Annotated in this window: 21 protein-coding genes; 17 read left to right on the top strand and 4 right to left on the bottom strand. The window is 67.1% G+C overall.

Going from position 1 to position 26687, the window contains the following annotated elements:
- The first annotated feature begins 122 nt into the window (after positions 1 to 122).
- On the top strand, positions 123 to 3704 hold the full coding sequence (locus LJ737_RS09030) for a M36 family metallopeptidase (protein WP_227764861.1): 3582 nt from the start codon (positions 123 to 125) through the stop codon (positions 3702 to 3704).
- Positions 3705 to 3779: 75 nt separating this feature from the next.
- On the opposite strand, the gene LJ737_RS09025 is transcribed toward LJ737_RS09030, so the two are convergent.
- Positions 3780 to 4157, bottom strand: a complete 378-nt coding sequence (locus LJ737_RS09025) for a hypothetical protein (RefSeq protein ID WP_227764859.1) — start codon at positions 4155 to 4157, stop codon at positions 3780 to 3782.
- Between the two features lie 107 nt (positions 4158 to 4264).
- Complete coding sequence (locus LJ737_RS09020; protein WP_227764857.1) at positions 4265 to 5023, bottom strand: RDD family protein; 759 nt, start codon at positions 5021 to 5023, stop codon at positions 4265 to 4267.
- Between the two features lie 90 nt (positions 5024 to 5113).
- Here LJ737_RS09020 and LJ737_RS09015 point away from each other — a divergent pair, with 90 nt between their 5' ends.
- From LJ737_RS09015 to LJ737_RS08985, 7 genes are all read left to right on the top strand, one after another.
- Positions 5114 to 6103, top strand: a complete 990-nt coding sequence (locus LJ737_RS09015; protein ID WP_227764855.1) for a stage II sporulation protein M — start codon at positions 5114 to 5116, stop codon at positions 6101 to 6103.
- Positions 6104 to 6132: 29 nt separating this feature from the next.
- On the top strand, positions 6133 to 7008 hold the full coding sequence (locus LJ737_RS09010; RefSeq protein ID WP_227764853.1) for a hypothetical protein: 876 nt from the start codon (positions 6133 to 6135) through the stop codon (positions 7006 to 7008).
- A 29-nt stretch (positions 7009 to 7037) separates the two neighbouring features.
- Positions 7038 to 8012, top strand: coding sequence for a hypothetical protein (locus LJ737_RS09005; RefSeq protein WP_227764851.1), 975 nt, complete (start codon positions 7038 to 7040; stop codon positions 8010 to 8012).
- Positions 8012 to 8803: a DUF4129 domain-containing protein gene (locus tag LJ737_RS09000; RefSeq protein ID WP_227764849.1), complete on the top strand. Its 792-nt coding sequence runs from the start codon at positions 8012 to 8014 to the stop codon at positions 8801 to 8803. The genes LJ737_RS09005 and LJ737_RS09000 overlap by 1 nt, the downstream gene beginning before the upstream one ends.
- Complete coding sequence (locus LJ737_RS08995) at positions 8803 to 10026, top strand: DUF4350 domain-containing protein (protein WP_227764846.1); 1224 nt, start codon at positions 8803 to 8805, stop codon at positions 10024 to 10026. Before LJ737_RS09000 ends, LJ737_RS08995 begins: the two co-directional genes overlap by 1 nt.
- Before the next feature lie 147 nt (positions 10027 to 10173).
- Positions 10174 to 11217 (top strand): AAA family ATPase, encoded by a 1044-nt coding sequence (locus LJ737_RS08990; protein WP_227764845.1) that lies wholly within the window; start codon positions 10174 to 10176, stop codon positions 11215 to 11217.
- A 172-nt stretch (positions 11218 to 11389) separates the two neighbouring features.
- Positions 11390 to 12745: a DUF58 domain-containing protein gene (locus LJ737_RS08985; RefSeq protein WP_227764843.1), complete on the top strand. Its 1356-nt coding sequence runs from the start codon at positions 11390 to 11392 to the stop codon at positions 12743 to 12745.
- A gap of 29 nt (positions 12746 to 12774) precedes the next feature.
- Here LJ737_RS08985 and LJ737_RS08980 read toward each other — a convergent pair whose 3' ends face one another.
- Positions 12775 to 14583: a glycosyltransferase family protein gene (locus LJ737_RS08980; RefSeq protein ID WP_227764841.1), complete on the bottom strand. Its 1809-nt coding sequence runs from the start codon at positions 14581 to 14583 to the stop codon at positions 12775 to 12777.
- A 184-nt stretch (positions 14584 to 14767) separates the two neighbouring features.
- On the opposite strand from LJ737_RS08980, the gene LJ737_RS08975 reads away from it, so the two are divergent.
- Genes LJ737_RS08975 through LJ737_RS08965 form a run of 3 tightly spaced genes read left to right on the top strand, consistent with a single transcriptional unit; the run spans position 14768 to position 18673 of the window.
- On the top strand, positions 14768 to 16831 hold the full coding sequence (locus LJ737_RS08975; RefSeq protein ID WP_227764839.1) for a beta-N-acetylhexosaminidase: 2064 nt from the start codon (positions 14768 to 14770) through the stop codon (positions 16829 to 16831).
- A gap of 43 nt (positions 16832 to 16874) precedes the next feature.
- Positions 16875 to 17774, top strand: coding sequence for a hypothetical protein (locus LJ737_RS08970; RefSeq protein WP_227764837.1), 900 nt, complete (start codon positions 16875 to 16877; stop codon positions 17772 to 17774).
- A 17-nt stretch (positions 17775 to 17791) separates the two neighbouring features.
- Entirely contained in the window at positions 17792 to 18673 is an 882-nt protein-coding gene (locus tag LJ737_RS08965; RefSeq protein ID WP_227764835.1) for a hypothetical protein, read from the top strand.
- A 92-nt stretch (positions 18674 to 18765) separates the two neighbouring features.
- Here the strand turns inward: LJ737_RS08965 and LJ737_RS08960 are convergent, their stop codons facing one another.
- On the bottom strand, positions 18766 to 20169 hold the full coding sequence (locus LJ737_RS08960; protein ID WP_227764832.1) for a urate hydroxylase PuuD: 1404 nt from the start codon (positions 20167 to 20169) through the stop codon (positions 18766 to 18768).
- A 355-nt stretch (positions 20170 to 20524) separates the two neighbouring features.
- Here LJ737_RS08960 and allB point away from each other — a divergent pair, with 355 nt between their 5' ends.
- From allB to LJ737_RS08930, 6 genes are all read left to right on the top strand, one after another.
- Positions 20525 to 21859, top strand: coding sequence for an allantoinase AllB (gene allB / locus LJ737_RS08955; RefSeq protein WP_227764831.1), 1335 nt, complete (start codon positions 20525 to 20527; stop codon positions 21857 to 21859).
- Between the two features lie 5 nt (positions 21860 to 21864).
- The gene (locus LJ737_RS08950) at positions 21865 to 23106 is read left to right on the top strand and encodes an allantoate amidohydrolase (protein WP_227764828.1); all 1242 of its coding nucleotides are present in this window, start codon (positions 21865 to 21867) and stop codon (positions 23104 to 23106) included.
- A 132-nt stretch (positions 23107 to 23238) separates the two neighbouring features.
- The gene (allE, locus tag LJ737_RS08945) at positions 23239 to 23985 is read left to right on the top strand and encodes a (S)-ureidoglycine aminohydrolase (protein WP_227764827.1); all 747 of its coding nucleotides are present in this window, start codon (positions 23239 to 23241) and stop codon (positions 23983 to 23985) included.
- A 155-nt stretch (positions 23986 to 24140) separates the two neighbouring features.
- Entirely contained in the window at positions 24141 to 24647 is a 507-nt protein-coding gene (gene uraD, locus LJ737_RS08940) for a 2-oxo-4-hydroxy-4-carboxy-5-ureidoimidazoline decarboxylase (protein WP_262907869.1), read from the top strand.
- An 84-nt stretch (positions 24648 to 24731) separates the two neighbouring features.
- The gene (uraH, locus tag LJ737_RS08935; RefSeq protein ID WP_227764823.1) at positions 24732 to 25073 is read left to right on the top strand and encodes a hydroxyisourate hydrolase; all 342 of its coding nucleotides are present in this window, start codon (positions 24732 to 24734) and stop codon (positions 25071 to 25073) included.
- A 148-nt stretch (positions 25074 to 25221) separates the two neighbouring features.
- Positions 25222 to 26658, top strand: coding sequence for a DUF6986 family protein (locus LJ737_RS08930; RefSeq protein ID WP_227764820.1), 1437 nt, complete (start codon positions 25222 to 25224; stop codon positions 26656 to 26658).
- The last annotated feature ends 29 nt before the right edge of the window (positions 26659 to 26687 follow it).

Below are 26687 nucleotides of genomic sequence, written 5' to 3'. Positions count from 1 at the left end.
GGGCGGCGCGATTTTGCCCGCCGCCTAAGCATTTAGTCGGCGGCGCGTTGTATTTTTAGAAATCGATGCGGTGGACGCTTCCACCAAGCGTCAGTTTCGCAATTCCCCGAACTATTCTGCCCGTGAGGAAACCCTCTACCCTGCTGGCCCTGGCCACGCTGGGGCTGCTGCTGCCGGCTGCGCTGCACGCCCAAACCCTCCCCACCCAAAGCGCCTACAAGCGAGCCGCTGACACCCGCGCCCTGTGGGCCGGCAACGGCTTCTCGGCCGAAGACTTCCGCCTCACCGACGCCTACACCGAAGCCAGTGGCCTGGAGCACGTGTACGTGCAGCAGGTGCACCGCGGCATCCCGGTGTACAACCGCGTGTTGTCTTTGGCCTTCGTGCGCGGGCGCCTCGCCCACCACGCCGGCAGCTTTGTGCCGGCCAAGCCGCTGGCTGCCCTGCCGGCCACGCCGGTGGTGTCGGCGGCCGGGGCCGTGGCCCGGGCCGTGCGGCACCTGCTGCCCGCGGGCGGCGCCGAGCCCGCGCTGCTGCGCAACGAAGGCGGCCCCGAAGCCCGGCAATACTTCGCCCCGACGGGCGTGGCCAAGCGCGACATCGTGGCCAGCCTGGCCTGGGTGCTCGACCCCGCCGGCCGGCCGCACCTGGCCTGGAACGTGAACGTGGACGTGCTGAACAGCCCCGACTGGTGGAACGTGCAGGTGGACGCGGCCAGCGGCACCATCATCGGGCAGGACAACTGGACGGTGGAAGAAAAAGCGCACGACGACGCGCAGCATCACGCCGCAGCGGCCCCGACGGCGGCCGTACCGGCGGTAGCCGCGGCAGTCGCACGCCACCCCTACGCAGCGGCTTACCTCCCGGCCGCTACCACCACGGCCTCGTACTTCGTGGTGCCGTACCCGCGCCTGAACCCCAACAGCACCGGCGGCCTGCAAACGGTAACCGACCCGTGGCTGAACGCTGGCGCCGGCAACAACGCCACCACCCACGGCTGGCACTACGACGGCACCACCGACTACGCCTTCACCCGCGGCAACAACGTGTCGGCCTACGACGACGCGGCCCGCCTGAACGCCCCGGGCAACTACGCCCCGTCGACCACCACGGGCACCACGCTCACCTTCGGCTACACGCCCGACTTCGCGCAGGCGCCCTCGGTGGTACTCAACCGCAACGCGGCCGTTACCAACCTCTTCTACTGGAACAACATCACGCACGACGTGCTGTACCAGTACGGGTTCACGGAGGCGGCCGGCAACTTCCAGAAGGACAACATCGGCCGCGGCGGCAACGGCAACGACCACGTGCTGGCCGAAGCCCAGGACGGCAACGGCACCAACAACGCCAACTTCAACACCCCGCCCGACGGCAGCAGCGGCCGCATGCAGATGTATCTGTGGAGCGCCGCGCCGGCCCCTATCACGGTAACGGCGCCCTCGGTTATTGCCGGCTCGTACCAGTCGCGCGAGAGCAACTTCAGCACGGCCAACAAGCTGGCCAACCTCGGCCCGATATCGGGGCAAGTGGGACTGTACGTGGACGCGGGCAGCAGCCCGGCCACCAACATTGCCTGCGTGGCCCACAGCGGCCCCTCGCTGACCGGCAAAATTGCCCTGATTACCCGCGGCGGCGCCTGCGGCTTCCCGGCCAAGGTGAAAAACGCCCAGCTGGCCGGCGCCATTGCCGCCATCGTGATTAACAACGTGGCCGGCGCGCCCATCGTCATGGGCGGCACCGACAATACCATCACCATCCCGGCCGTGATGATTTCGCAGGCCGACGGGGCCCTCATCACCGCCCGCGCCAGCGACGGCGTGCAGGTGACGCTCAACCGCCCCGGCCCGCAGCTCGACGGCGACTTCGACAGCGGCATCATGGTGCACGAGTACGGCCACGGCGTGTCGAACCGCCTGACCGGCGGCCCCTCCAACGCCAGCTGCCTCGGCAACGCCGAGCAGGGCGGCGAAGGCTGGAGCGACTACCTCGCGCTGATGCTCAACACCGACTGGACCGCGGCCACCATCAACGACGGCCCCCGCGCCATCACGGTGGGCACCTACGCCGCCGGCCAAGCCAACACCGGCGCCGGCATCCGCCGCTTCCCCTATTCCACCTCGCTGAGCGTGAACCCGCTCACCTACGCCGACGTGGCCACTAACCCGGAGGTGCACGCCATCGGCGAAATCTGGACCGCCGTGCTCTGGGACATGACCTGGAACGTGATTCAGCAGCAGGGCAGCCTCACCGGCAACTTCTACAACAGCGCCGGCACCGGCGGCAACGTGGCCGCCCTGCAACTGGTGATGCAGGGCATGAAGCTGCAGCCCTGCATGCCCGGCTTCCTCGACGCGCGCGACGCCATCTTGTCGGCCGACTCGCTGCTCTACGGCGGGCAGTACCATTGCTCGATCTGGCGCGCGTTTGCCCGCCGCGGCATGGGCTACAGCGCCGTGCAGGGTTCCTCTAACAGCGCCACCGACCAGATTGCGGCCTACGATATGCCGCCGCCCGTGACGCTGCAGAAAACCACCGCGCTGATGGCGGGTAACACGTTTGACGTGGCCCTGCAACTGAACTGCAACTGCACCGTGCCCACCGCCGCCTACACCCTCACCGACCAGCTGCCCACGGGCCTGCAGTACGTGAGCAGCACGCCCGCGGCCACCGTCAGCGGCAACACGGTGACCTTCTCCAACATCCAGTTCACGGCGCCTGGGCAGGTGAAAACCTTCCACCTGCGGGCCCAGTCCCAGGCTTCGGCGGGCTGCACGCCGGCGCTGCCCGTCAACGACGACCGGGACGGCAACACCCTGGGCGGCTTCGCCAGCACGGCCCTGAGCGGCACCGCTGGCTGGACCAGCAGCACGACCATGGCCAGCAGCCCGACCCGCTCGTGGTGGGGCACGGCGCCCACCACGCCGACCGACTACGTGCTGACCTCGACGCCGTTTACGCCCACGGGGCTTTCCTCGCTGACCTTCAACCACTTCTACAACTTCGAGGGCTCCTACGACGGGGGCTCGGTGGAGCTGTCGGCGGACAACGGGGTGACGTGGACCAACGCCGCGCCGTACTTCATCGAAAACGGTCCGAACAGCACGTTTGACGCCTCGACCACCGGCACGAGCGGCGTGCCCTGCTTCACGGGCCGCAGCGTGACGGGCACCAGCACCGCCTTCATCCGCTCGGTAATGAACCTGACTTCGTTTAGCGGCCAAGCTCTGCGCGTGCGCTTCCGCGTGCGCACCGACCAGGGCAGCCCCAGCGCCTTCGAGGGCTGGTACGTCGACGACATCAAGGTGTCCAACGGCTGCGGCGGCACCCAGCTCATCGAACTGCGCGACGGCAGCAGCGCCCTGGCCGGCAGCGCCAGCATCATGACCTACCTGCTGCCCACTACCACCACGGCCCAGCAGGGCGCGCTGGCCCAGGCCCTGCAGTTTGCGGCCCTGCCGAACCCCTTCGGCAGCACCGGCCTGCACCTGACGCTGACCGTGCCCGCCACGCTCAACGAGGTAACGTTCAGCCTCTACGACGTGGCCGGCCGCCTGCTGCTGAGCCGCCCGGCCGACCACCTCAGCGCCGGCCCGAACACCATCAGCTGGAGCGAGGCGGCCAAGCTGCCGGCCGGCCTCTACCTGGTGCGCGCCCAACTGCCCGACGGCAGCGCCACGGTGCTGCGCGTGGTGAAGGAATAACCAGCTACGCATCCGCAACAAAAAGGCCCGCTGCAGAGTGCAGCGGGCCTTTTTGTTGGCGGGAGTAGCCAGGAGTTAGTCGTCGATGTCCGACCACTCGCCGGGCTTGGCCTGGTGGGGGTTGGCGGGCTCGTCGGTTTTCCAGTTGCGGGTGCCGCTGTGGCGGAACCGGTCGTCGCCGTGGTGGGTGTCGTCGAGCTGGGGCGGGTCTTCCTGCCCGTAGCGGGGCACAAAGCCCTCGGGCTGGGCCGGGGTGGCCGCCGCGTCTTCGGGCTTGCCAAACTCGCCGTAGTTGGGGGCATTGGTATGGCCCGTGGTGGGCTGGCCCGTCTGGCCGTCCTCGGGGCGTTGGTGCGCGGCCTGGCGGCCGCGCTGCAGGTTTTCGGCATTGTCCTCGGCACCGAGGCCGTGGAATTCGTCGGGGTTTTGGCGGAAGCTGGACTCGTTGTTCATCGGATCGGTACGCCGGGTGGAATGCTACCGCCCCGGCTTCTGGCAGTACGCAGGCGGCCGGGGGAAGTTGGCGCCGTCCCAAGGGCCGCCGCGCCGCGTACCCGACGCTACCGCTCGGCGGTTTGGCCGGCCAGGTGGGCGTAGTCGCGCAGCACGATGAGCAGGAATTCGTGGTCGGGCAGGTACGTCTGGATGCCGGTGAGCTGACGCACCCGCTGGGCCACGTCGGCCAAGATGTGGGTGGCCCCGCGCTGCTCGCTCTGCGTCACCAGTTCCTGAATCAGCCGCACGTCGTGGTCGGCCAGGCTGGCGACTTCGGGGAAGGTAACCTGGTAGGCGGGGTCAAAGTCGGAGCCGAACAGGGAGTTGTCGGCGGCGGTGGCGCGGCGGTTCAGGCGCACCACGGCGGTGCCGGCGGCCATGTCGCCGAGGCGCTGACCGCGCCCGCTGCCGAGGATGCAGGCCATGGCCACCACGCCGTAAATCAGGTCGACGTCGACCAGGCGCAACACCCAGCGCAGCAGGTACTGCGTGAAGCGCGGCGGGGCGCCGTTGAGGCTGATGACGCGAATCTTCAACGCCTTTTTGCCGATGCTTTGCCCCTGCAACAGCGCCTCGCTCAGCAGGTGGTAGAGAAACATGGGCAGCAGCACCAGCGCAAAGATGAAAATAACGAAGGCCGTGCCGCCGTTGCGCGACGAGTCGCCGTCTAGCCCGAGCAGGTACACGCTGATGAGGATCCAGGCAATAACCCAGCCGACCATAATCACGCCATCGAGCAGGGTGGCGGCAATCCGCTCCCCGACGGAAGCGGTTTCGTATTCGAGGGTGACGTTCTGCGTCGTGGGAATGCGCAAGAGAGCCATACAGCGCCGGCAAATAGTTGGATGCTACGGTCAAAACTACCATCTTCCGGGCATGTTCTGCGCCCGGTCCGGCCGGCCGGGTGGTTTTTTATGCGCGAAGTTGTATTCATCCGCCGCAACCAAGAGCGGTGGCATTCCTACGAACACCAGCCGGCGGCCACGCCCGAGGAACTGGCCGCCCGTTTCGTGGCCCTCACCGACGATTTGGCCTACGCCCGCACGTTCTACCCGACCTCGCCCGTCACGCAGCACCTGAACCAGCTGGCCAGCCGCTTCCACGAGCAGCTGTACCGCCGCCCGGCGGCCCGGCGCCGCGGCTTCGGCTACTTCTGGCTCACGGAGCTGCCCCTTCTGGTGGCCCGGCACTGGAAGCCGCTGCTCACCGCGCTGGGGCTGTTTCTGCTGTTTGCGGGCCTGGGGGCGCTGTCGGCGGCCGAAGACGATGCTTTCGTGCGCCTGGTGCTCAGCGACGGGTACGTGAACATGACCCTGGAGAACATCCGCCGCGGCCGCCCCACCGACGTGTACGGCACCGCCCCGGAGGTCGAGATGTTCCTCTTCATTGCCTACAACAACGTGCGGGTGGCCCTGGCCACCTTCGCGCTCGGCGCCACGGCCGGGCTGGGCACGCTCTACCTGCTGTTTCGCAACGCGGTGATGGTGGGCAGCTTCCAGTACTTTTTCATCGCGCAGGGCGTGGGGCTTCGGGCTTCGCTGGCCATCTGGCTGCACGGCACCATCGAAATCAGCTGCATCGTGCTGGCCGCCGGGGCCGGGCTGGTGCTGGGCGGCAGCCTGCTGTTTCCGGGCAGCTACCCGCGGGGCGAGGCCCTGCGCCGCGGCGCCCAAGACGCCGTGAAGCTCATGGCCGGCCTGGTGCCGCTCATCGTGCTGGCCGCTTTCCTGGAGGGCTTCGTCACGCGCCTGGCCCCGCGCCACCCGGTGGCCATCAGCGCGCCGGTTATTGCCCTCTCGCTGGTGCTGATTATCGGCTATTTCGTGGTGTATCCCTGGCGGCTGCACCGGCGGGCCCGGCGCAGCGGCTTCGCGCTGCCCGAGGCCGACGCGGAAGCGCCCTAACCCTTGTTTTTCTTACCCTGCTTGCCTATATGAACACTTCTACCACCGTTGTGGCCGACGCCACTGCTACCACTTTCAGCCAGCCGGCTGACTTTTACCAGACCCGCGACTTCGGCCAGAAGTGGGAAGCCACCGCGCAGCTGCTGCGCCAGCACGGCCGCGTGCTTTTCGCCGCGCTGCTGCGCTACACCGGCCCCTGGCTGCTGCTGGGCTTTATCATCGAAGCGGCCGGCTACGCCACCGGCAACGACACGGCCGTGGGCTTTGTCGGCGGCATTTGCCAGCGCGTGGCCATCATCGTGGGCACGGGCATCACCTTCGGCTTTTTGCGCCTGCGCATTCAGCACTACCAGACGCCGGGCCGCGAGCTGACGGTGGCCGACGTGTGGGAAGCCACCAGCAACACCGGCGCGTACTTCGGCAAAACCATTGTCGGGGGCATGATTACGGGCTTTGCCGTGCTGCTGCTGGTGCTGCCCGGCATCTACGTGGCCGTGGCTCTGACGCTGCTGCCGGCGGTGGTATTTCTGGAGGAGGAAGGCGGCATCTCGCGCTGCTTCGACCTGATCAAAGGCTACTGGTGGTCGACGTTTGCCCTGGCCGTGGTCTACGGCTTTCTGTTTCTGAGCCTGCTGATTGTGCCGGCCATGGCCCTGGGCTACTTCATGGCCACCAACCCCGACAACCACCTGGTGGGCCTGCCTTTCTCGCTGCTGTCGGCCACGGGCATGTTTTTGCTGAACCCGGTAATGAACGTGCTGATGGCGTTTAACTACTTCAGCATCGTGGAGGCCAAGGAAAGCCCCGGCCTGGAGTGGCGCGCCGCCCGGCTCGGCGAAGCCGCCCCGGCACCCGCCCTCACCCCCGACTCGTTTTACGCGCCCGACGACGAGCGGCCGCTGTAGCATCCTGTTCACCCCGATTTCTTTCGCGCATGGCCACTCCTACGCCCACGTACGTCTACCAATCCGAGGCGCAGCGCAGCTTCGCCACCCCGCAGGACTACTACCGCCTGCGCGACTTCGGCCAGAAGTTTGAGGCCACCATTGCCTTTCTGCGCAAGCACGGCGGCAACATGTACCGCATCCTGCTGCTGCCCCTGCTGGCCGCCATTGTGCCGCTGGCGGTGCTGATGACGGTGTTCGGCCGCAGTTTCCGCTTCAATCAGTTCGGCAACTCGTCGGGCGCGAGCAGCCAAGCGGTGCTGATGATGCCAGCCCTGTTCGGCCTCGTGGTGCTGATGCTGGCCGCGCTGCTGGTGCAATACGCCATGCTCTACGGCTTCGTGAAACGGCGCATGTACCAGCCCGACCCGGCCGTGCCCATCAGCGCCGGCGAGGCCTGGGACGAAGGCAAGCGGTATCTGCTGCCGTTGATCGGTTACTCGTTGGTGGCGGGGGTGCTGGTGGTGCTCGGTTATTTTCTGCTTCTGCTGCCGGGCATCTACCTCAGCATTGCGGTGCTGCTGCTGCCCAGCGTGGTGGTGTTCGAAGACGCCGACCTGGGCAGCATCTTCAGCCGCTGCCTGCAGCTGATCCGCGGCAAATGGTGGTCGACGTTTGGGTTGTACATGGTGGCCAGCATGGCCATCGGCATGCTGTCGGCCGGGGTGGGCGTGGTGCTGGGCATTTTCACCGCCGGGTTCAGCCTGAAGGCCGCCGACACGCAAGCCGCCTTTACCGCCGTGGCCGTGTTGCAAGCGGTGCAGCTGGGTATCAACCTGCTGCTCGTGCCCACGGTGTACGTGCTGCTGATGTTTCAATACTTCAACCTGGTGGAACGCCGCGACCATGTGAGCCTGCAGTGGCGCGCCGAGCAGTTGGGTCAGACGCCCGGCGGCCCCACCGGCCCGGACGGCCCCGCCGCCGACGACCTGTTCCGCCCCAGCTACGGCGACCAAGCCCTCTGATGCTCCCGCTTCGCTTCCGCTTTTCGGGCCGCCCCGCGGCTGGCGGGCTACTGGCGCTGCTGCTCCTGGCCGGGGCGCCCTTGGCCGCCCCGGCGCAGAAAGCCGGGCCTACAACGGCTCAGCGGGCCCCCGCCGTGCTGCCGCCGGGCCCGCCGCCCGCCGCCGTGCGCCGCTTCAGCGCCGCCGAGCTGCAGCGCCTGCGCGCCGACGACGACCTGCAGTACCGCCAGCCCCCGCCGCCCGATAACCCCATCCTGCGCTGGTTTTACCAGCTGCTGCGCCGCATCTTCGGGACGGTCTTTGGCCCCGGCAGCAGCATCTACTGGAAGATTTTCTTTTACGGCCTGGCCCTGGGCGCCCTGGTGCTGGTGGTGCTGCAGCTGCTGGGCCTGAAGCCCGGCGAGTGGTTGCGCGGCCGCGGCCGGCGCGTGCCGGTGCCCTACGCCGTGGAGGCCGACGACGTGCACGAGGAAACTCTGCCCGACCGCCTGCGCGCCGCCGAAGAAGCCGGGCAGTGGCGCCTGGCCACCCGCCTGGGCTACCTGCTGGTGCTCAAGGCCCTCACCGACCGCACCCTCATCGACTGGCAGCCGCAGAAAACCAACCACCACTACGACGCCGAGCTGCGCCGCAACGGCCCGGCCCTGGCCCCGGCCTTCGGCAAGCTGACCTGGGAGTTTGAGTACGTGTGGTACGGGGAGTTTGCGCTCAGCCGCGAGCAGTACGCGCAGGTGCAGGCCGAACGCCGGGCGTTTCTCACCGATCTGACCACCCGCAACCACGCCGCCTGATGCTCCGCTCCATTCGTTGGCCCCTGACGGTGCTCGGCGTGCTCACGCTGGTGTGGGCGCTGGTGCTGCTGGCCGCGCCCAAGCAGCTCGACTGGACACCCACCTACCGCAACGACCACAAAAACCCGCTTGACACCTACGCCCTCTACCGCCTGCTGCCCACGCTGACGGGCGCCCCGGTGCAGGCCACCCGCCTCTCGCCCTACGAGGTGCTACAGGACTCGGCCGCGGCCCCCGCCACGTACTTTTTCCTGCAGAGCAGCTTCCGCCCCGGCCCCGCCGACGGCCGCGCCCTGCACCGCTACCTGCAGCGCGGCGGCACCGTCTGGCTGGCCGCCGACGACATCGGCCTCGACAGCCTCTGGCGCCTGCCGCTGCTCGACGACGACTTTGCCCTGAACGGCCTGCGCGACACCGTGCGCTGCTACCTGACGGCTCGCGCCCTGCGCGGCCGCGTGGCCGGCGTGCCCCAGCGCGTGGCCGGCAGCAGCTTTCAGCGCGACTCGCTCGGCCGCTTGGTATTCGGAGGCCGGGACTCGGTGCAGCGCCGGGCCGCGGCCGCGGTGCTGGCCGCCGACCAACGCCAGCGCCCGGTGCTGGTGCGCCTGCCGGTGGGCCGCGGCTGGCTGTACGTGTGCACCACGCCGGCCTTGCTGAGCAACTACGGCCTGCTGCACGGCCGCAACGTGCGCTTTGCCGAAGGCGCCCTGTCGTATCTGCCCCGGGGCCGGGTGCTCTGGGACGAGTTCTACAAGCAGGGCCGCGGCGGCGACGACTCCTTGCTGCGGGTGGTGCTCCGCAGCCCCGCGCTGGCCTGGGCCTGGTACGGGCTGCTCATCGGCGGCATACTCTTCGCCCTGCTCGGGGCGCGGCGGCGGCAGCGCCCGGTGCCCACGCTGCGACCCTTGCCCAACACCAGCCTGCAGTTTGCGCGCACCGTGGCCGGCCTGTACCGCCAGGGGCGCAACCACCAGCCGCTGGCCGCTCTACGCATCCGCCTGTTTTTCGACTACCTGCGCACCCGTTTCCAGGAGCCCGTGCCCGCCGGCATCGACATGGACTATCCGCGCCGCCTGAGCCTGCGCACCGGCGTGCCCGAAGCCGAAGTCACCGCGCTGCTGGCCCGGCTGCACGGCTACCTCGACGCCGAGCAGGTATCGGAAACCGAGCTGCACCGCCTGCACCAGCTGCTCACCGACTTTCGCCAGCGCGCCGAAGGCTGACCGCGCCGGCAATCCAACGGGGCGCCACTGGCTGCTCAGCGCCCGGCCCTCACACCAACTTCTCCTTTCAACCGAGCCCTGTTTTTTACGCTTTTCGCCTGAGTTATCCGCCATTAGGCGCCGCAGCTGCAGGCTTTGCTTTTTCGCATGGAACCGACTCCGAACCACTCGCCCGATACCGCCCCGCAACCCCAACCGGCCGCTCCCGCAACGCCGAACACTCTCGGCTTCGCCCAGCGCACCGACCTCAGCCAGCTCGCCGGCACCACCGAGGCCGTGCGCCGCGAGGTGGGCCGCGTACTCGTGGGCCAGCACGATTTGATGGAGCTGCTGCTGGTGGCCCTGCTCGCCGACGGCCACGTGCTGCTCGAAGGCGTACCGGGCGTAGCCAAGACGCTCACCGCTAAGCTGCTGGCCCGCACCCTGGCGGTGCCGTTCAGCCGCATCCAGTTTACCCCCGACCTGATGCCATCGGACGTGCTCGGCACCTCGGTGTACGTGCCCGCCCGCGGCGCCTTCGAGTTTCGCCAGGGGCCCATCTTCTCCAACATCGTGCTCATCGACGAAATCAACCGCGCCCCGGCCAAGACGCAGTCGGCGCTGTTTGAGGTGATGGAGGAGCGCCACGTGACCTACGACGGCGTGACCCACAACTTGGAAGCGCCCTTCTTGGTGCTGGCTACCCAAAACCCGGTGGAACAGGAAGGCACCTACCGCCTGCCCGAAGCCCAGCTGGACCGCTTCCTCTTCAAGGTGCTGGTGCCCTACCCCACCCAGGAAGAGGAAGTGCTCATTCTGCAGGGCCACCACAGCGGCCCCGGCGGCCTGCCGCTCGACGACGTGAAGCCGGTGCTGGCGGCCGGGCAGCTGGCCGCGCTGCGCGCCCAGGTGCAACGGCAGCACGTGGAGCCGCGCCTGTTCGAGTACGTGGCCAAGCTCGTCGGCCTGACCCGCACGCACAAGTCCTTGTACCTGGGCGCTTCGCCCCGCGCTTCGCTGGCGCTGCTGAACGGCGCCAAGGCCTTGGCCGCCCTGCGCGGGCGCGACTTCGTGACGCCCGAAGACGTGCAGCACCTCGCTTCCCCGGTGCTGCGCCACCGCATTCAGCTCACCCCGGAGCGCGAGCTGGAAGGCCTCGGCCCCGACGACATCGTGCGCCAGCTGCTCCAGCAGGTGGAAGTACCGCGCTAGTGATTAAGCCCTTATGGGATTAGGTAACGCGTGCCCAGCTTGGACAAGTCGAGCAGACGGCACCGGAGGTGTTGACCAACGGCTGCTATTCTCCGCCGGTCCTGCTTGTGCCTGCCCAACCGGCCCGTGCTACCCCAATCCCCTACTCCCTTAATCACCTAATCACCCCAACATGAAAGAGTTTTTCCGCGCCTTGCTGCTGCCGCCGCGTCTGTTCGTGGCCCTGGCCGCCGCGGTGACCTTGCTGGTGGTGGCGCACTTCTGGCCGGCGCTGCTGGTGCCGGCGCAGGTGCTGGCGCTGCTGCTGGTGCTCCTCACCGCCCTCGACGCAGTGCTGCTGTTCGGGCTGGGCCGCGGGGGCGGGGTATTTGCGCGCCGGGTGCTGGGCCAACGCCTCTCCAACGGCGACGACAACGACATTCAGGTGGTGCTCGAAAACCGCTACCCGTTTGCCGCCCGCCTCGACGTCGTCGACGATGTGCCGGTGCAGTTTCAGCGCCGCGACCTGGTGTTTCCGGTGCCGCTGGGCGCCGGGCACAGCACCACGCTGCACTACCAGTTGCGCCCCACGCGCCGCGGCGAGTACATATTTGGGCAGACCAACGTGCTCGTTCGCTCCCCGTTGGGCCTGGTGCAGCGCCGCTACCGTTTCGGCGAGCAGGACCAGGTGGTGGCCGTGTACCCCTCGTTTCTGCAGATGCGGCGCTACGAGCTGCTGGCCCTCTCGAACCGGCTGACGGAGGTGGGCGTGAAGCGCATCCGGCGCATCGGGCAGAGCATGGAATTCGACCACATCCGCCCCTACGCCCTCGGCGACGACCCGCGGGCCATCAACTGGAAAGCTACCGCCCGCCGCCCCGGCCAGGGCGAGGCCTTGCTCGTAAACCACTTCGAGGACGAACGCGCCCAGCAGGTGTACTGCGTCATCGACAAGGGCCGGGTGATGCGCATGCCCTTCGCCGGCCTGGCCCTGCTCGATTACGCCATCAACGCCGCGCTGGTGCTCAGCAACATCGCCCTGCTCAAGCACGACCGCGCCGGCCTGGTCACCTTCGCCCACGAGCCCGGCGACGTGGTGGCCGCCGACCGCCGCCGCGGGCAGCTGCCGCGCCTGCTCGAGGTGCTCTACCGCCAGCAGACGCGCTTTTTGGAATCGGATTACGAGCGGCTGGCGGCGCTGGTGCAGCGCCAGATCAAGCAGCGCAGCCTGCTGGTGCTCTTCACCAACTTCGAGAGCTTGCACGGGCTGCAGCGCCAGCTGCCCTACCTGCGCCGCCTCGCGGCCCGCCACCTGCTGCTGGTGGTGTTCTTCGAAAACACCGAGCTGCAGCAAGTGCTCGACAAGCCCGCCGCCACGACCGAGGAGCTGTACGAACAGACCGTGGCCGACAAGTTTGCCCAGGACAAGCGCCGCATGGTACTGGAACTGCAGCGCTACGGCATTCAGGCGCTGCTCACCGCTCCGCAAAACCTAACGGCCAACACCATCAACCGCTACTTGGAACTCAAAGCGCGCGGGCTGATCTAAGGGCCTTAGCTCGCGCGTGCGGGCACTACTTACCGCTCAAACTTTTCGACGCTCAGGTCGTCGATTAGGATGCGCGCCGGGCTGCCCGCGTTCCAGAATTCCACGGTGATGCTGTCGAAGTCTTCGTCTTGCGGCGCCTCCACGTCCAGGTAAACCTCGCTCGGCCACCCTTCCTCCACGGCCCGCTGCAAGCGAATCATGCCTTCTTTGACGGTGGTGTCGCCGCGGCGGAAACGCACGAGCATCTGCGTCATTTTCCACATATCAAACTCCTTCTGCACGCACTTGGCCTGCGCCCGGGCGCGCACCCACTTCACCTCGCCTGGGCTGGCGGGAATGCGGAATTGCGGGCTCGTCTGGTGTTCATTGTCAAGCGCCAGCGAACAGCGGCCGTTTAGCGCCGGCGTAAAACAGCTTTCGGGCGCCGCCTGCTCAAAATCGGTGCGCCACAGCTCCTGCACGTTCTTGCGCTTCGCGTCATCGAGCACTTGCTCGGAATTGTCGAGCAGCCAGCGCGTGCTCGAAGGCACCCCGCTGCGCAGCAGCACCGCCCAGAAGTAGGGCCGGTTCATTTCGCCGATGTACACCGTGCCGCGGTGCGCTTGGTGCATCAGCCACAAGTTGAAGCTGATGCCCAGCAGCAGGCACACCGCGTACGCGGCCACGCGCCACCGCCGCTGCAGCACCCAGCCCATTGCCGCGGCCAGGGGCCACGCCAGCACGGCGTAGCTCTGTACCATGGCCCGGGCGCCGATGCCGCCGTAGAACTCGTTCCAGGCGAAGGTGACGTACATAAACAGGAGCAGGTAGCCTAGAATGGCCCAGAACGCGCTGGATTGCTGCCGGCGCAGCGCCCCGAAGCCGAGCAGTGCCGTGAGCATCAGCGGGGTGTACACCAACCAGCCGCCCTTGTAGCCGATCAGGCCAGCTCGCAGGTTGGGTTGCAGCCAATTGAAGCCTTGGTCGCCGTAGCTGTACACCAGCCAGCGGCCGGTGACGTAGTGCCAGTACAAGGGCTGCAGGCTGCCCACCGCCAGCAGCGCCCCCGCCGCCAGCAGCAGCAGGCCCAGGTGCGCCCGCCAGAACTGTACCCGTTCCATGAGAACGGCGCGTGCGGGCCGCAGGCCCCACAGCAGCGGAATGAGCACGGCCAGAATTTCCGTCGGGCGCGTGAGAGCCATCAGCCCGCACACGGCCCCGATGGCCAGAGCGCGGCCCACCCCGGGCCGGGCGTAAAAGGCCGGCGTGAGCAGCATCAGCGCGGCGTAGAGCGTGAACAGCCAGTTGTGGGTCATGGCCCCATCGATGGCCGCGTAGTTTAAGTAATTGGTGCCGAGCACGATGACCACCAGCGTGAGGGCGGTGGGCCACTCACCGAAGCGCCGGCGCAGCGCGAACCACACCAGCAATAGTCCCAGCACGGCCATCGTTTCGCAGCCTATCTGCAGGCCCAGTTGGTACGGCAGCGAAAACCCGTCGGCTTCGTAGTCAAGGGCCTTGGCCGTTTGGTGGGCCACGGCAAAGAACGGGAGCACCTGCACGGCCAGCCCGGCCGAGTATTTCAGCACTTGGTTGCCGCTGAGCGAATCCAGGTGCGCTTGGTTCTGGTACGGGTCGGGGCTGTACTTACGGGTGATTTCCGGCAGAAAACTTACTTGCTTCAGGTCGTGATAAATAAAAGCCGCCGGCAGGTACATATAATACCCCGACGCGTCCCAGCTGATAATGGCCTCCGAGCCGGGCTTGCCCCACTTGGGATAATACACGAAGGAAGTCAGCAGCACGACGACGGAGCAGAATACCAGCGTCCAGAACGAGAGAGATTTGCGCAACGGCATCAGCAAGAAAGAATAAGCCCGTAAATGGCCTTGCAAATTAGGGCGAATCCGGCATTACCGCCCAAGTTCACCCGGAAAACGCGCCCGCTGAAACGCCGTGCGGCGGGGCCGAGGCGGGGGAGTCGGGGGCCGGGTTTTGCCCGGAATTTGCCTGGGCTGGTGCTTTTCCCCGTAAACTCGCCCCATGCTCCGTTTGCTTCTCCTGCTGCTGGCCCTGCCGCTGGCCGCCCTGGCCCAGCCCGCCGCCCGCCCCGATACCCGCCAGTTGCTACCCGTTCCGGCCGCCGTCAGCTGGGGACAGAGCCGGCTGCCCTGGCAGGCACCGCTGCGCCTGCGCCTCGACGGCCCCGCCGACCCAGCCGTGGCCCCCGCCACCGAACGGCTGCTGGCGCGCCTGGGTCGGCAGGCGGGCCGCACCAAGCCCACCGCCCAGGCCCCGCTGCTGCAGATTCGCTACGGCAAAGCGGGCCGAATGGAAAGCTTCGACGAGGAACGTTACAGCCTGCGCGTGACGCCCACCGGCGTGACCATCGACGCGCCCACCAGCTTGGGGGCGCTGCGGGCCCTGGCCACGCTGGAGCAGCTGTTCACGGCCGACCGCGGCCGCTACTACTTCCCCGAAGTAGACATCCAGGACCAGCCGCGCTTCGCGTGGCGCGGCCTGCTCATCGACGCGGCCCGGCACTTCATGCCGGTGTCGGTCATCAAACGCAACCTCGACGGCATGGCCGCGGTGAAGCTGAACGTGCTGCACTGGCACCTTTCGGATGACCAGGCGTTTCGGGTGGAAAGCAAGGTGTTCCCGCGCCTGCACCGGGCCGGCAACACCACGCCCGGCTTCTACACCGCCGCCCAGATCAAGGACGTGCTGGCCTACGCCGCCGCCCGGGGCATCCGGGTGGTGCCCGAATTCGACATGCCCGGCCACACCACGGCCTGGCAGGTGGCGTACCCGCGCCTGGCCTCGCTCGACACCATTTACCCGCCCTACCAGAGCTGGCGCCTCTCCAACATTGCCTTCGACCCGACCAAGGAAACCACCTACACCTTTATTGACTCCCTGCTAGCCGAGCTGACGCCGCTGTTTCCGGACCCTTACTTCCACGTGGGCGGCGACGAAAACGACGGGCGGCAGTGGCGGCGCAACCCGCGCATTGCCCAGTACATGCGCGCCAACGGCATGGTAAAGCGCGACGGCACGGTGGACAAGCACGCCCTGCAGACGCAGTTCAACCGCCGGGTGCTGGCCATGCTCACCAAGTATCAGAAAAAGATGGTGGGCTGGGATGAAATCCTGGGCCCCGGCCTGCCGCCGGACGCCGTCATCCAGAGCTGGCAGGGCAAAAAGTCGCTGTACAACGCCGTCAAGGAAGGCCACCCGGCCCTGCTCTCCAGCGGGTACTACATCGACCTGAACCTGACCGCCGCCTCGCACTACGCCCCCGACCCGCTGCCCGCCGACGCCCCGCTGACGGCCGAGGAAAAAAAGCGCGTTCTGGGCGGGGAAGCGGCCATGTGGGCCGAATATGCCGATTCCGTCGTCGTCGACTCGCGCATCTGGCCCCGCGCCGCCGCCGTGGCCGAGCGACTTTGGTCGCCGGCTACCGTCACCGACGTACCCGATATGTACCGCCGCCTGCAGGTGGTTGCGGCCGAGCTGGAAACCCTCGGCCTGCAGCACCGCCGCGCCCCGCAGCAGCTTCTGACGATGATGGCCGCCGGCCAGCCGGTGGCGCCGCTGCAGACGCTGGCCGCGGTATTGGAGCCGGTCAAGGAATACAAGCGCCACTTCCAGGGCCGTACCTACACCCCGCAGACGCCCCTGAACCGCCTCGTCGACGCGGCGCCCGCGGAGTCGGAGGCGGCGCGGGTGTTTCACGCCACGCTCGACTCGCTGCTGAAGGCCCCGCGGGCCAAGCTCACCGAGTTGCCGAAAACACCGGCTTCGCGCCGCCAGTTGGCGTACCTGCGCCAGCAGCTAAACACCTGGCAGCAGAACGACGCCCGCGTGCAGCCGCTGCTGCAGCTCAACCCCGACCTGCGCGAGTACGCCCCGCTCTCGACCCAACTGACGGTGGTAGCGACCTTGCTGCTGCAGCGGCTGGAGCAACTGGAGAAAGGCCAGCCCGCGTCGGCGGAATGGCTGGCCGGGGCCCAAAAGCAACTCGAAACGGCCCAAAAGCCCGCCGGCCAGGCCGAACTGGCCCTGGCCACCAAGCTGCCCAAGGAGCTGTGGGCGCAACCCTAACCGCCGCCACTGAGTAGCTTGCAGCCGTTCCTGTTTCTGCTTCATGCGCTATTTCCCCTTGATTGCGGCCGTCGCGGGCCTGGCTGCCTGCCAGACCGGCCAACCCGACGCCGAGCGTAACCCCACCCTGGAAGCCGTCGGCGACTCGGCGGCTTCGGCTACCGAGGCTTCCTCCCCGCCCGCCGAAACCGCCGCGGCCATCCGCCGCGTGGTGCCGCAGCTGCGCGGCGTGTGGGTGCAGTCGGCCTACCTCGACGCGGTGGCGCGCACCCGCTCGCCCTACCAAGGGTGGAAGTCGCTGGCGGAAGTCACGGAAATGCACCTGGCGCCACCGGCTCGCTCCGCCGATAGCCTGCTGGTGGGCGCCAGCCTCGGCAACCACGAAGGCGGGCAGTTTGCGGTGTACCTGCGCCCCGGCCGCCACCCGCAGACGCTGCCCACTAGCTTCCCCGATTACCAGCAGCCGGGCAACTACTACGAGCTGCGTTACCAGCCCGCCGGGGCCGACACCACCCTGCACCTCGACAAGTACGACCGGCGTCACCGCCGGCTCTCGTCGGTGAGCTACCGCCGGGTGCAGCTGCCGGCCCGCTTGCTGGCGGAGGATGACCTCGGGCTGGGCCTGCAGTACGCGGTCAATGCGTTGCTGCTGACCGGGCGCTTCGCGGGCCAGGATTCGGCGGGACGCGCGGTTAGCCTGCGCTTTCAGCCCGAGGGCACCGTGACCGGCTTTCCCGCCGCCAAACGGTACTTCGTCGCCACCGACTTTGGCAGCGGCCCCGAAAACAACCTGGACGTGTTGACGCTCGAAGGACCTTCGGCCCGGCAAAATTTTGCCTACCGCTTCGGCCACGACACCCTGCGCCTCTACGCGCTGCGCCCCGATGCCGACCACATCGACCTGCGCCCGGCCCGCCTGCACTACACGTTGATTCGTCGCTAACGCATCCGTTTTCCGCCATGCGCCTGCCCTTGCTGCTTACCGCTTCTGCCCTCTTTGCCCTTGGCGCCTGCCAGCGCGGGCAGCCCGACTCCGAACGTGACCCGACGACGGAGGCCGCCCCCGCGGCCAGCCCGCAGCAGCTGGCGGCGCAGTTCGAGCCGGTGATGCGCGGCGTGTGGGTGCGCCAAGACTACCTCGCGGCGTTGGCGCGCACCCAGTCGCCCTACCAAGCCGCCGCGCAGGCCACCGATGTGGTGGCCATGGGCATCAGCATGGTTCCGCCCTTGGGACGCAGCGTGCCCGTCGATGCGGTGCTGAACAACCACGAGGGCTACGACCTGAACCTGCGCCTGCAGCCCGGCCGCACTCCCACGGCCCTGCCGACCTCGCACGTCAACCCCGACCAGCAGGAACGCTCGGCCTACGAGCTGGCCTACTACCTCGGCCCCACCGACACCACCCTGCGCCTCAACCGCTACGGCGCCAGCCAGACGCTGCGCGACGCCGTGCGCTACCAACGCGTGCGCCGCCGCTACGACCGCAACGCCGAGCAGGACCACGTGCCCGAAGTGCTGCTCAGCACCGTGCGCGGCCTGCTCTTCGCCGGCCGCTACGCCGCCACCGACTCGAGCGGCCGCACTGCCGCCGCCGAGCTGACCGCCGACGGCCAGGTGCGCGGCCTCGGCCCGCTGCGCCGCTACGAGCCCAACCTCGACTTCGTGGTGACGCTGGCCAACGACCGGGACAACATGCGCGTGCAGGCCGGCAAGCACGCGCGCACCATGACCTACCACCTCCACGGCGACACCCTGCGCCTTTACGCCGCCCGCATCGTGCAAACGCCCGAGCCGCAGCTGCTGCAAGGCAAGCTGCACTACACGCTGGTGCGGCAGCGGTAAGCGGCCGGGCAAGGGGGACAAGTACGCGCTGGTTTGCTCCCCAGCGTTGATTTCAAGCGCCGGCTTCCCCTCAAGTGCAAAGGACGCGGGCCTTACTCTTTGGCGCCCTGCTCGATCCAGCAGCGAATCAAATCCCGCTCTTCCTGGGTCATGCCGGTTTTGTTGTTCTGGGGCATGGTCTTGGTGACGACCACGCGCTGCATGATCTTGTCCTTGAGGCGAATAATGTCTTGGGGCGAGTCGTAGACCACCCCGTTCGGCGGCGACTTGAACACGTCGTCGGTGGGCGTGGCGGAGTGGCAGCGGAGGCAGCGCTGCTGCACGATGCCCTGCACCTGCGCCATCGACACGTTCGGGGTGCAGCCGGCGGCGGCGCTGCTGTCGGTTTTGGGCGCCGTCACGAAGGCCACGGCCAGCAGCAGGCCCGCAGCCAGCGGAAAGACCAAGCCGCTGGGTTGGTGCTTCTCGCGCAGGTTCAGCCAATGCTTGATACCGGCTGTGCCCAGGGCAATGGCGGCCAGCACCAGCCAGGGGTAGCTGTGGCCGAAGGTGCTCGGAAAGTGGTTGCTGACCATCACGAAGAGCACCGGCAGGGTGAAGTAGTTGTTGTGCAGGGAGCGTAGCCCGGCGTGTTTGCCCAGCTCGGGGTTGAGCGGCAGGCCCTCGGTGGCGGCTTTCACCATGGCTTTCTGGGCCGGGATAATGATGAAAAACACGTTGCCCACCATCAGCGTGCCGAGCATTGCCCCGAAGTGCAGGTACGCGGCCCGGGCGCTGAACACCTGGCAGTAAAACCACGCGAAGCCGGTGCCGATCAGCAGCCCCAGCGCGGCCATAGCCAGGTTGTTTTTGACCAGCGGCGTGCGGCAGAGCAGGTGGTACAGCACCCAGGCCACCACGAAGGAGCCGATGCCGATGCCTACCCCAGCCAGCGGGCTGATATCGAGCACCTGCGGGTCGATGAGCATGGCCGTGGGGTTGAAGTAGTACACCACGCAGAGCAGGCTGAAGCCGGTCAGCCAGGTGAAGTAGGCCTCGTACTTAAACCAGTGCAGGGCTTTGGGGATTTCCTTGGGCGCGAGCTTGTACTTCTCCAGGTAATAGAAACCGCCGCCGTGCACGGCCCAGAGGTTGCCGGCCAGTTCCTCGCGCACGTTGTCGGTGCGGTTCAGGGCGTTTTCGAGGAACACGAAGTAAAACGAGGCCCCGATCCAAGCAATGCCGAAGGTGACGTGCATGAGCCGCACCACAATGTTGAGCCACTCCATCAGGTGGCCTTCGTAGGCGGTGCCGGCGGCGAAGTTGTAGCCCACGGCCAGCAAAAACAGGACGGCCAGCACCGTCAGGGCGTAGCCGAAGCCCTGCAGGGTCAGGCCGCCCTCGCCGAGGGCACCGCCGCGGCCGTGGCTGCGGGCCAGCCGGTGCAGAAACGCACTGACGCCAATGGTTACCAGGAATACCGCCAGCACAACCACCAAAACGAGAAAGGAAATCATAAACGCGTAAGCTCGGCCCGCAGCCGGACCTGGTACTGAAAGAAACGGCGGACACCGGAGGGGCGCCTGCGAGAAACAGAACGAACTCGTTCAGGAAGTTATGGGGCATTTGTCATCCTGAGCAGAGCAAGCCGAAGGTGGGCGTAGCCAAGGAAGACGGCGTCTGACCGGCCCGCCCACACGAGGATGGGCTTACCGGTCGGGCGCGGCGGGGACCGAAGAAGCGGATGAGCTAGCAGTCAGCACGTTGGCTGGCGGCGACGCATATTCCCAACTTTTCCGCCCGAAGAACTGAGGAGAGGCAGTGCTTCGTGTTTGAAATATTCTCATTTTGTAGCACAGTATCCCTGCCTTCATGCCAGATTTCGCAATAAAAAGTAAAAAAATTGTCACCCCGACCGGTATTCGGCCGGGCGTGGTGCGCATTGAAGGCGGGCGCATTGCCGCCGTGCTGCCCCACGACGCGCCCGTTGATGGGCCCGTCACCGACGCGGGCGAATGGGCAGTACTGCCGGGCCTGATCGACCCGCACGTGCACCTGAACGAGCCGGGCCGCACCGACTGGGAGGGCTTCGACACGGGCACCCGCGCCGCGCTGGCCGGCGGCCTGACCACGCTGGTTGATATGCCGCTGAACTCCAGTCCGGTAACCACTTCGGTGGCCAACTTTGAACAGAAACTGGCCGCCACGCCGGGCCAGCTGCACGTCAACTGCGGGTTCTGGGGCGGCATCGTGCCCGGCAACGCGGCCGAGGTGGAGCCGCTTATTGCCCGCGGCGTGCTCGGGTTCAAGGCCTTTCTAACCCACTCCGGCATCGATGATTTTCCGAACGCCACCGAAGCCGACCTGCGCGCCGTCATGCCCGTGCTGGCCCGCCACGGCCTGCCGCTGCTGGTGCACTGCGAGCTGAGCGAGGAAGACGACGCGTGGAAGCAGGGCGACAAACGCTCCTACCAAAACTACCTCGCCTCCCGCCCCAAACGCTGGGAAGACGAGGCCATAGCCCTGATGATCCGGCTCTGCCGCGACACGGGCTGCCCCGTGCACATCGTGCACCTTTCCTCCGCCGACTCGCTGGCCCAGCTGGCCCAGGCCAAGGCCGAGGGCCTGCCGCTGACCGTGGAAACCGGGCAGCACTACTTGTTTTTCAACGCCGAAGACCTGCTCGACGGCCAGACGCGTTACAAGTGCGCCCCGCCCATCCGCGAGCGGGCCAACAACGAGCAGCTTTGGCAGGCCTTGCAAACCGGCCTCATCGACTTCGTGGCCACCGACCACTCCCCTGCCCCGCCCGCCCTCAAGCAGATTGACGCGGGCGACTTCACCACGGCCTGGGGCGGCATTGCCTCGCTGCAGCTCGCCCTGCCCGCGCTCTGGACGGCCGCCCAGCCCCGCGGTGCCACGCTGCTGGACCTGGCCCGTTGGCTGAGTGCCAACCCGGCCAAGCTCATCGGGCAAGCCCACCACCGCGGCCGCATCGAGCCCGGCTACGCCGCCGACCTGCTGGTGCTCGACGCCGACGCCACGTTTACCGTGACCGAGGCCGGGCTGCAGCACCGCCACAAAGTGTCGCCCTACGTGGGCGAGACACTGCGCGGCGTGGTGGAGCAGACATATCTGGCCGGCGCGCTGGCCTACCAGCGGCCCGATGTTGTGCGGCTCAACCAAGGCCAGATTCTTACCCGCTAGCCCCCATGCCCAGCTATTCAGAACGCGCGGCGCAGATCATGCGCCGCATCGAGCAATTGGCCGCCATTAGCGAGGAGCCCGGCGTGGTCACGCGCACCTTCGGCACCCCAGCTTTCCGGCAGGGGCGCGACTTGGTGCAGCAGTGGATGCAGCAGGCCGGTCTGCAGGTGCACGTCGACAACATCGGCAACCTGCGCGGCCGGCTGGCGAGTACGCGGCCGGGCGCCAAAAACTTCGTCATCGGTTCGCACATCGACACGGTGGTGAATGCCGGCCGCTTCGACGGGCCGCTGGGCGTGCTGCTCGGGCTGGACCTGCTGGAGCAGGTGGCCGCTCAGCACGCCGACTTGCCGTTTCACTTGGAGCTGCTGGCCTTCAGCGACGAGGAAGGCGTGCGCTTTCACACCACCTACCTGGGCTCGAAAGTGCTGACCGGCGCCTTCGAACCCGAGCTGCTCGGCCGCACCGATGCCGCCGGCGTTTCACTGGCCGAGGCCATTACCACGCTGGGCGGCAACCCCGCCCGGCTGGCCGCCGACGCGCTGCCGGCCGCGGAGTGGCAAGGCTACTTCGAGGTGCACATCGAGCAGGGGCCGGTGCTCTGGGAGCGGCAGGTGCCGGTGGCCGTGGTTACGGCCATTGCCGGGCAGCGCCGGGTGGAGCTGACCTTCCGCGGCATGGCCGGCCACGCCGGTACCGTGCCGATGACTATGCGCCAGGACGCGCTGGCCGGCGCCGCCGAGTTTGTGCTCCTGGCCGAGCAGTTTGCCACGGCCCACGGCCGCAGCCTCGTGGCCACGGTGGGCAAGCTGCAGGTGCCCCACGCGGCCAGCAACGTGATTCCCGGCGAGGTCGTCTGCAGCCTCGACCTGCGCAGCCCCGACGAAGCCGAGCTGGCCGCCGCCTACGAGCACCTGCGCCAGCAGGCCCAAGCCCAGGCCGCCCGCCGCGGCCTCACCCTCGACTGGCAGCTGGTGCAGCAAACCGCGCCCATCGCCTGCGACGCGGGCCTGAACGCGGCGCTGCGGCAGGCCGTGCGCAGCGCCGGCCACGAGCTAATCGAGCTGGTCAGCGGCGCCGGGCACGACGCGGTGCCGGTGTCGCAGGTGGCACCGGCTACGATGCTGTTCGTGCGTTGCTACCGCGGCATCAGCCACAACCCGCTGGAAAACGTGGAGCCCGCCGACCTGGCCGCCGCCCTGCAAGTGGCTGAGCAATTTTTGGCCGGGCTGATTTCTGCCGGCTAAACCGCTTACTTGTCATACCTCCCCGCTGCTCGGGCGCTTCCGCCACGGCAAGCGGGCTGTTTTTTTCCTTATTCCGAACCCGCGGCCGGGCGTTGCGCCGGCCGTTTGCCCCTTTCCCACCTCACGCCTTCCATGGAAATTTCCGCCCTTACCCGGTCCGTCGTCAAGCGCAACCACGCCATCATTGCCCCCGATGGCTACATCAACAGCAACGTGCCGGGCTGGACCAACTGCACCGTCAACGTCATCATCAACGAGCAGATGGGCGCCCGCCTCTGTCAGACGCTCATCACCCTACGCGAAGGCGGCCAGCTCCTGGGCCGCACCGAAGCCAGCCAGATTTTCTTCTACATCGTGGGCGGGCAGGTGCAGGTGAGCGTGGACGGGCAGACGCGCACCTTGGCCGAAGGGCAGTACGTGTACGTGCCGACCGGGCAGGATTACCGCTTCGAGCAGCCCGCCGAGGGCACGCAGGTATTGACTTTTCACAAAGTCTACGAGCCGCTGGAAGGCTACGACGCGCCGGGCGTGTACTTCGGCGAGCGGGACCTGAGCAAGGCGCCCATCTACATGAACGACGAGGCCCTGCGCATCCAGGAGCTGCTGCCCAACGAGCTGGGCTTCGACATGGCCGTGAACATCTTCACCTACGGCACCGGCGGCCACCTGCCCATGGTCGAAACCCACATCATGGAGCACGGGCTGATGTACCTGCAGGGCCAGGCCATTTATATGCTCGACCAGCAGTGGTACCCGGTGAAAAAGGGCGACTCCATCTGGATGGCGCCATACTGCCAGCAATGGGCCACCGCCATGGGCCAGGAGCCCTCGGTGTACATCTACTACAAAAACGTGAACCGCTTCCCGACGGTAATCTGACGGCCTCTCGCCCGTCATGTCGAGCGCAGCCGAGACATCTTGCGTGCTGATGTATAATAGTAATTCCAATCGTCAGGTACTATTTAGCGTCAGCACGCGAGATGTCTCGACAAGCTCGACATGACGTTCAGATACGACGTTCAACTATCCCGCCCATGACCCTCGACGAACTCAATTACCTTGACCGGCCGGCCCGGGCCGAGGCGCTGCGCAAATGCTGCGGCGCCACGCGCTGGGTGGAGCAGATGCTCGACGTCTTTCCCGTGGCCGACCGTGACACCTTATTTGGCCAAGCCGATACCATCTGGGACGAACTCACCGCAGCCGACTGGCGCGAAGCTTTCACCCACCACCCCAAAATCGGTGACCTGAACGCGCTCAAGGAGAAATTCGCCAGCACCAGCGCCTGGGCCGCCGGCGAGCAAGGCGCCGTCGCGCAAGCCTCCGACGACACACTGCGGGCCCTGGCCGCCGGCAACGATGCCTACGAGCAGAAATTCGGCTACATTTTCATCGTCTGCGCCACCGGCAAATCAGCCGACGAGATGCTGCATCTGCTGCAGGCCCGCCTGCCCAACCCGGCCGAGGTGGAGCTGCGGGTTGCCGCCGGCGAGCAGCGTAAAATCACCCGGCTGCGGCTGGAAAAGCTTCTCAGTGCCTAATGCTTGGGGCGTAGTGCTTAGGTTCGTTCAAGAACAGCCTAAAAACTACCACCAGGCATTACGTACCAAGCACCAAGCACGACTATGAGTCAGCTCACTACCCACATCCTCGACACCACCAAGGGCCGCCCCGCCGCCGACGTAACGGTGGTGCTCTACACCCCGTTGCCCGGCGACGGGTGGCTGGAAATGACCCGCGGCGTGACCAACCACGACGGCCGCATCCCGGACCTGCTCTCCCCCACCCTGCGCCTGCCCGTGGGCCCCTACAAGCTGAAATTCTTCACCCAGGAGTACTTCGAGCGCACCAACGCCACCACCTTTTACCCCTACGTCGAAATCGTCTTCACCGTCTCCGATGCCTCCCACTACCACGTGCCGCTGCTGCTGAACGCCTACGGTTACAGCACTTACCGCGGTAGTTGATTCGGCAGCGCTGACCGAAGCCATCAGCCCGTCATGTCGAGCGCAGTCGAGACATGACGTTCCGGAGTTGTCCAACTCAGCCCGATATGACGTCCGCTTCGGCCCTTCCTGTTCCTAACTTCTAGCAGCTTCCAGCTCCTTCCCACACATGCACCTCAGCCTTTCCGAATCCGATAAACACCAGCTGCTGGAGCAGCTAGGCACCGCCAACCTGAAGTTTCAGCGCACCTACCCCGGCGACCGGCCCGACCGGCAGCCGGTGCACACCGTCTACGGCGGGGCCAACCTCTTCAAGGCCGACACCTGCCAGCGCATGGGCGACATTGCCCTCAATAGCCTGCAGACCTACGCGCCCAACTTCGCCGAGCTGGCCCGGGTGCTGCGCCTCGACGGCCACGAGCACCTGCCCACCCTCGCCGCCGACGTGGCCGACCTTACCGCCCGCCTCGACGCGATGAGCGAGGAGGAGCGCAAAAAGGAGCACGCCTGGCTGGCGTATTCGGTCTACAACAAAGTCGTGCGCAAGCTGCAGACCGAGGCCGTGGAAGACTTCCGCATCGACTTCGAGGACGGCTTCGGCAACCGCCCCGACGAGGAGGAAGACGCCACCGCCGTGCAAGCGGCCAAGGAGCTGGCCCGCGGCATGCAGCAGGGCACCATCTCGCCCTTTATCGGCATCCGCATCAAGCCCTTCACCGAAGACTTGAAAGCCCGCGGCGTGCGCACGCTCGACATCTTCCTGACCACGTTGCTGCAGGAAACCGGCGGCCGGCTGCCCGACAACTTCGTGGTGATGCTGCCCAAGGTGACCATCCCCGAGCAGATGGCCACGATGGTGCGCCTGTTTGAGCTGCTGGAACAGGCCAACGGTCTGCCCGCCGGCACCTTGCGCATGGAAACGATGGTGGAGGCCACCCAGATCATCATGGACGACGAGGGCCGCAACCCCTTGATGCGCATCATCCGCGCCAGCGAGGGCCGCTGCATTGCCGCGCACTTCGGTACCTACGACTACACCGCCTCGGCCGGCATCACGGCGCGCTACCAGACCATGGCCCATCCCGTCTGCGACTTTGCCCATCACATGACCAAGGTGGCGCTGGGCGGCACCGGCATTTTCCTCTCCGACGGCGCTACCAACGTGATGCCCATCGGGCCGCACCGCGGCGACAAGCTGAGCTACGAGCAGCTGCGCGAAAACCGCGAATCGGTGCACAATGCGTGGCGGCAGGGCTTCCACCACACCACCCACTCGCTCATCAACGGCCTCTACCAAGGCTGGGACCTGAACCCGGCCCAGCTGCCCATGCGCTACGCGGCCACCTACACCTTCTTCCTGAGCTCCTACTCCGACGCGCTGCACCGCCTCAAGACCTTCGTGGAGCGGGCTGCCATCAGCACCCTCACCGGCGATATTTTCGACGACGCGGCCACCGGGCAGGGCCTGCTCAACTTCTTCCTGCGCGCCCTGAACTGCGGCGCCATCACCGAGGAAGAAGTGCTGGCTACCGGCCTGACTACCGAAGAAATCCAGTCCCGCTCGTTCTACCGCATCCTGCAGGGCCGCCGCCAGCAGCCGGCGTAGAACACGCCGTAGGTTTTCTATTCGTCATG

It is taken from the genome of Hymenobacter sp. 15J16-1T3B (genome assembly GCF_020711235.1).
GTDB lineage: Bacteria > Bacteroidota > Bacteroidia > Cytophagales > Hymenobacteraceae > Solirubrum.
Note: the sequence above shows the minus strand (reverse complement) of the source record. Positions and strands in the feature narration are given on the sequence as shown.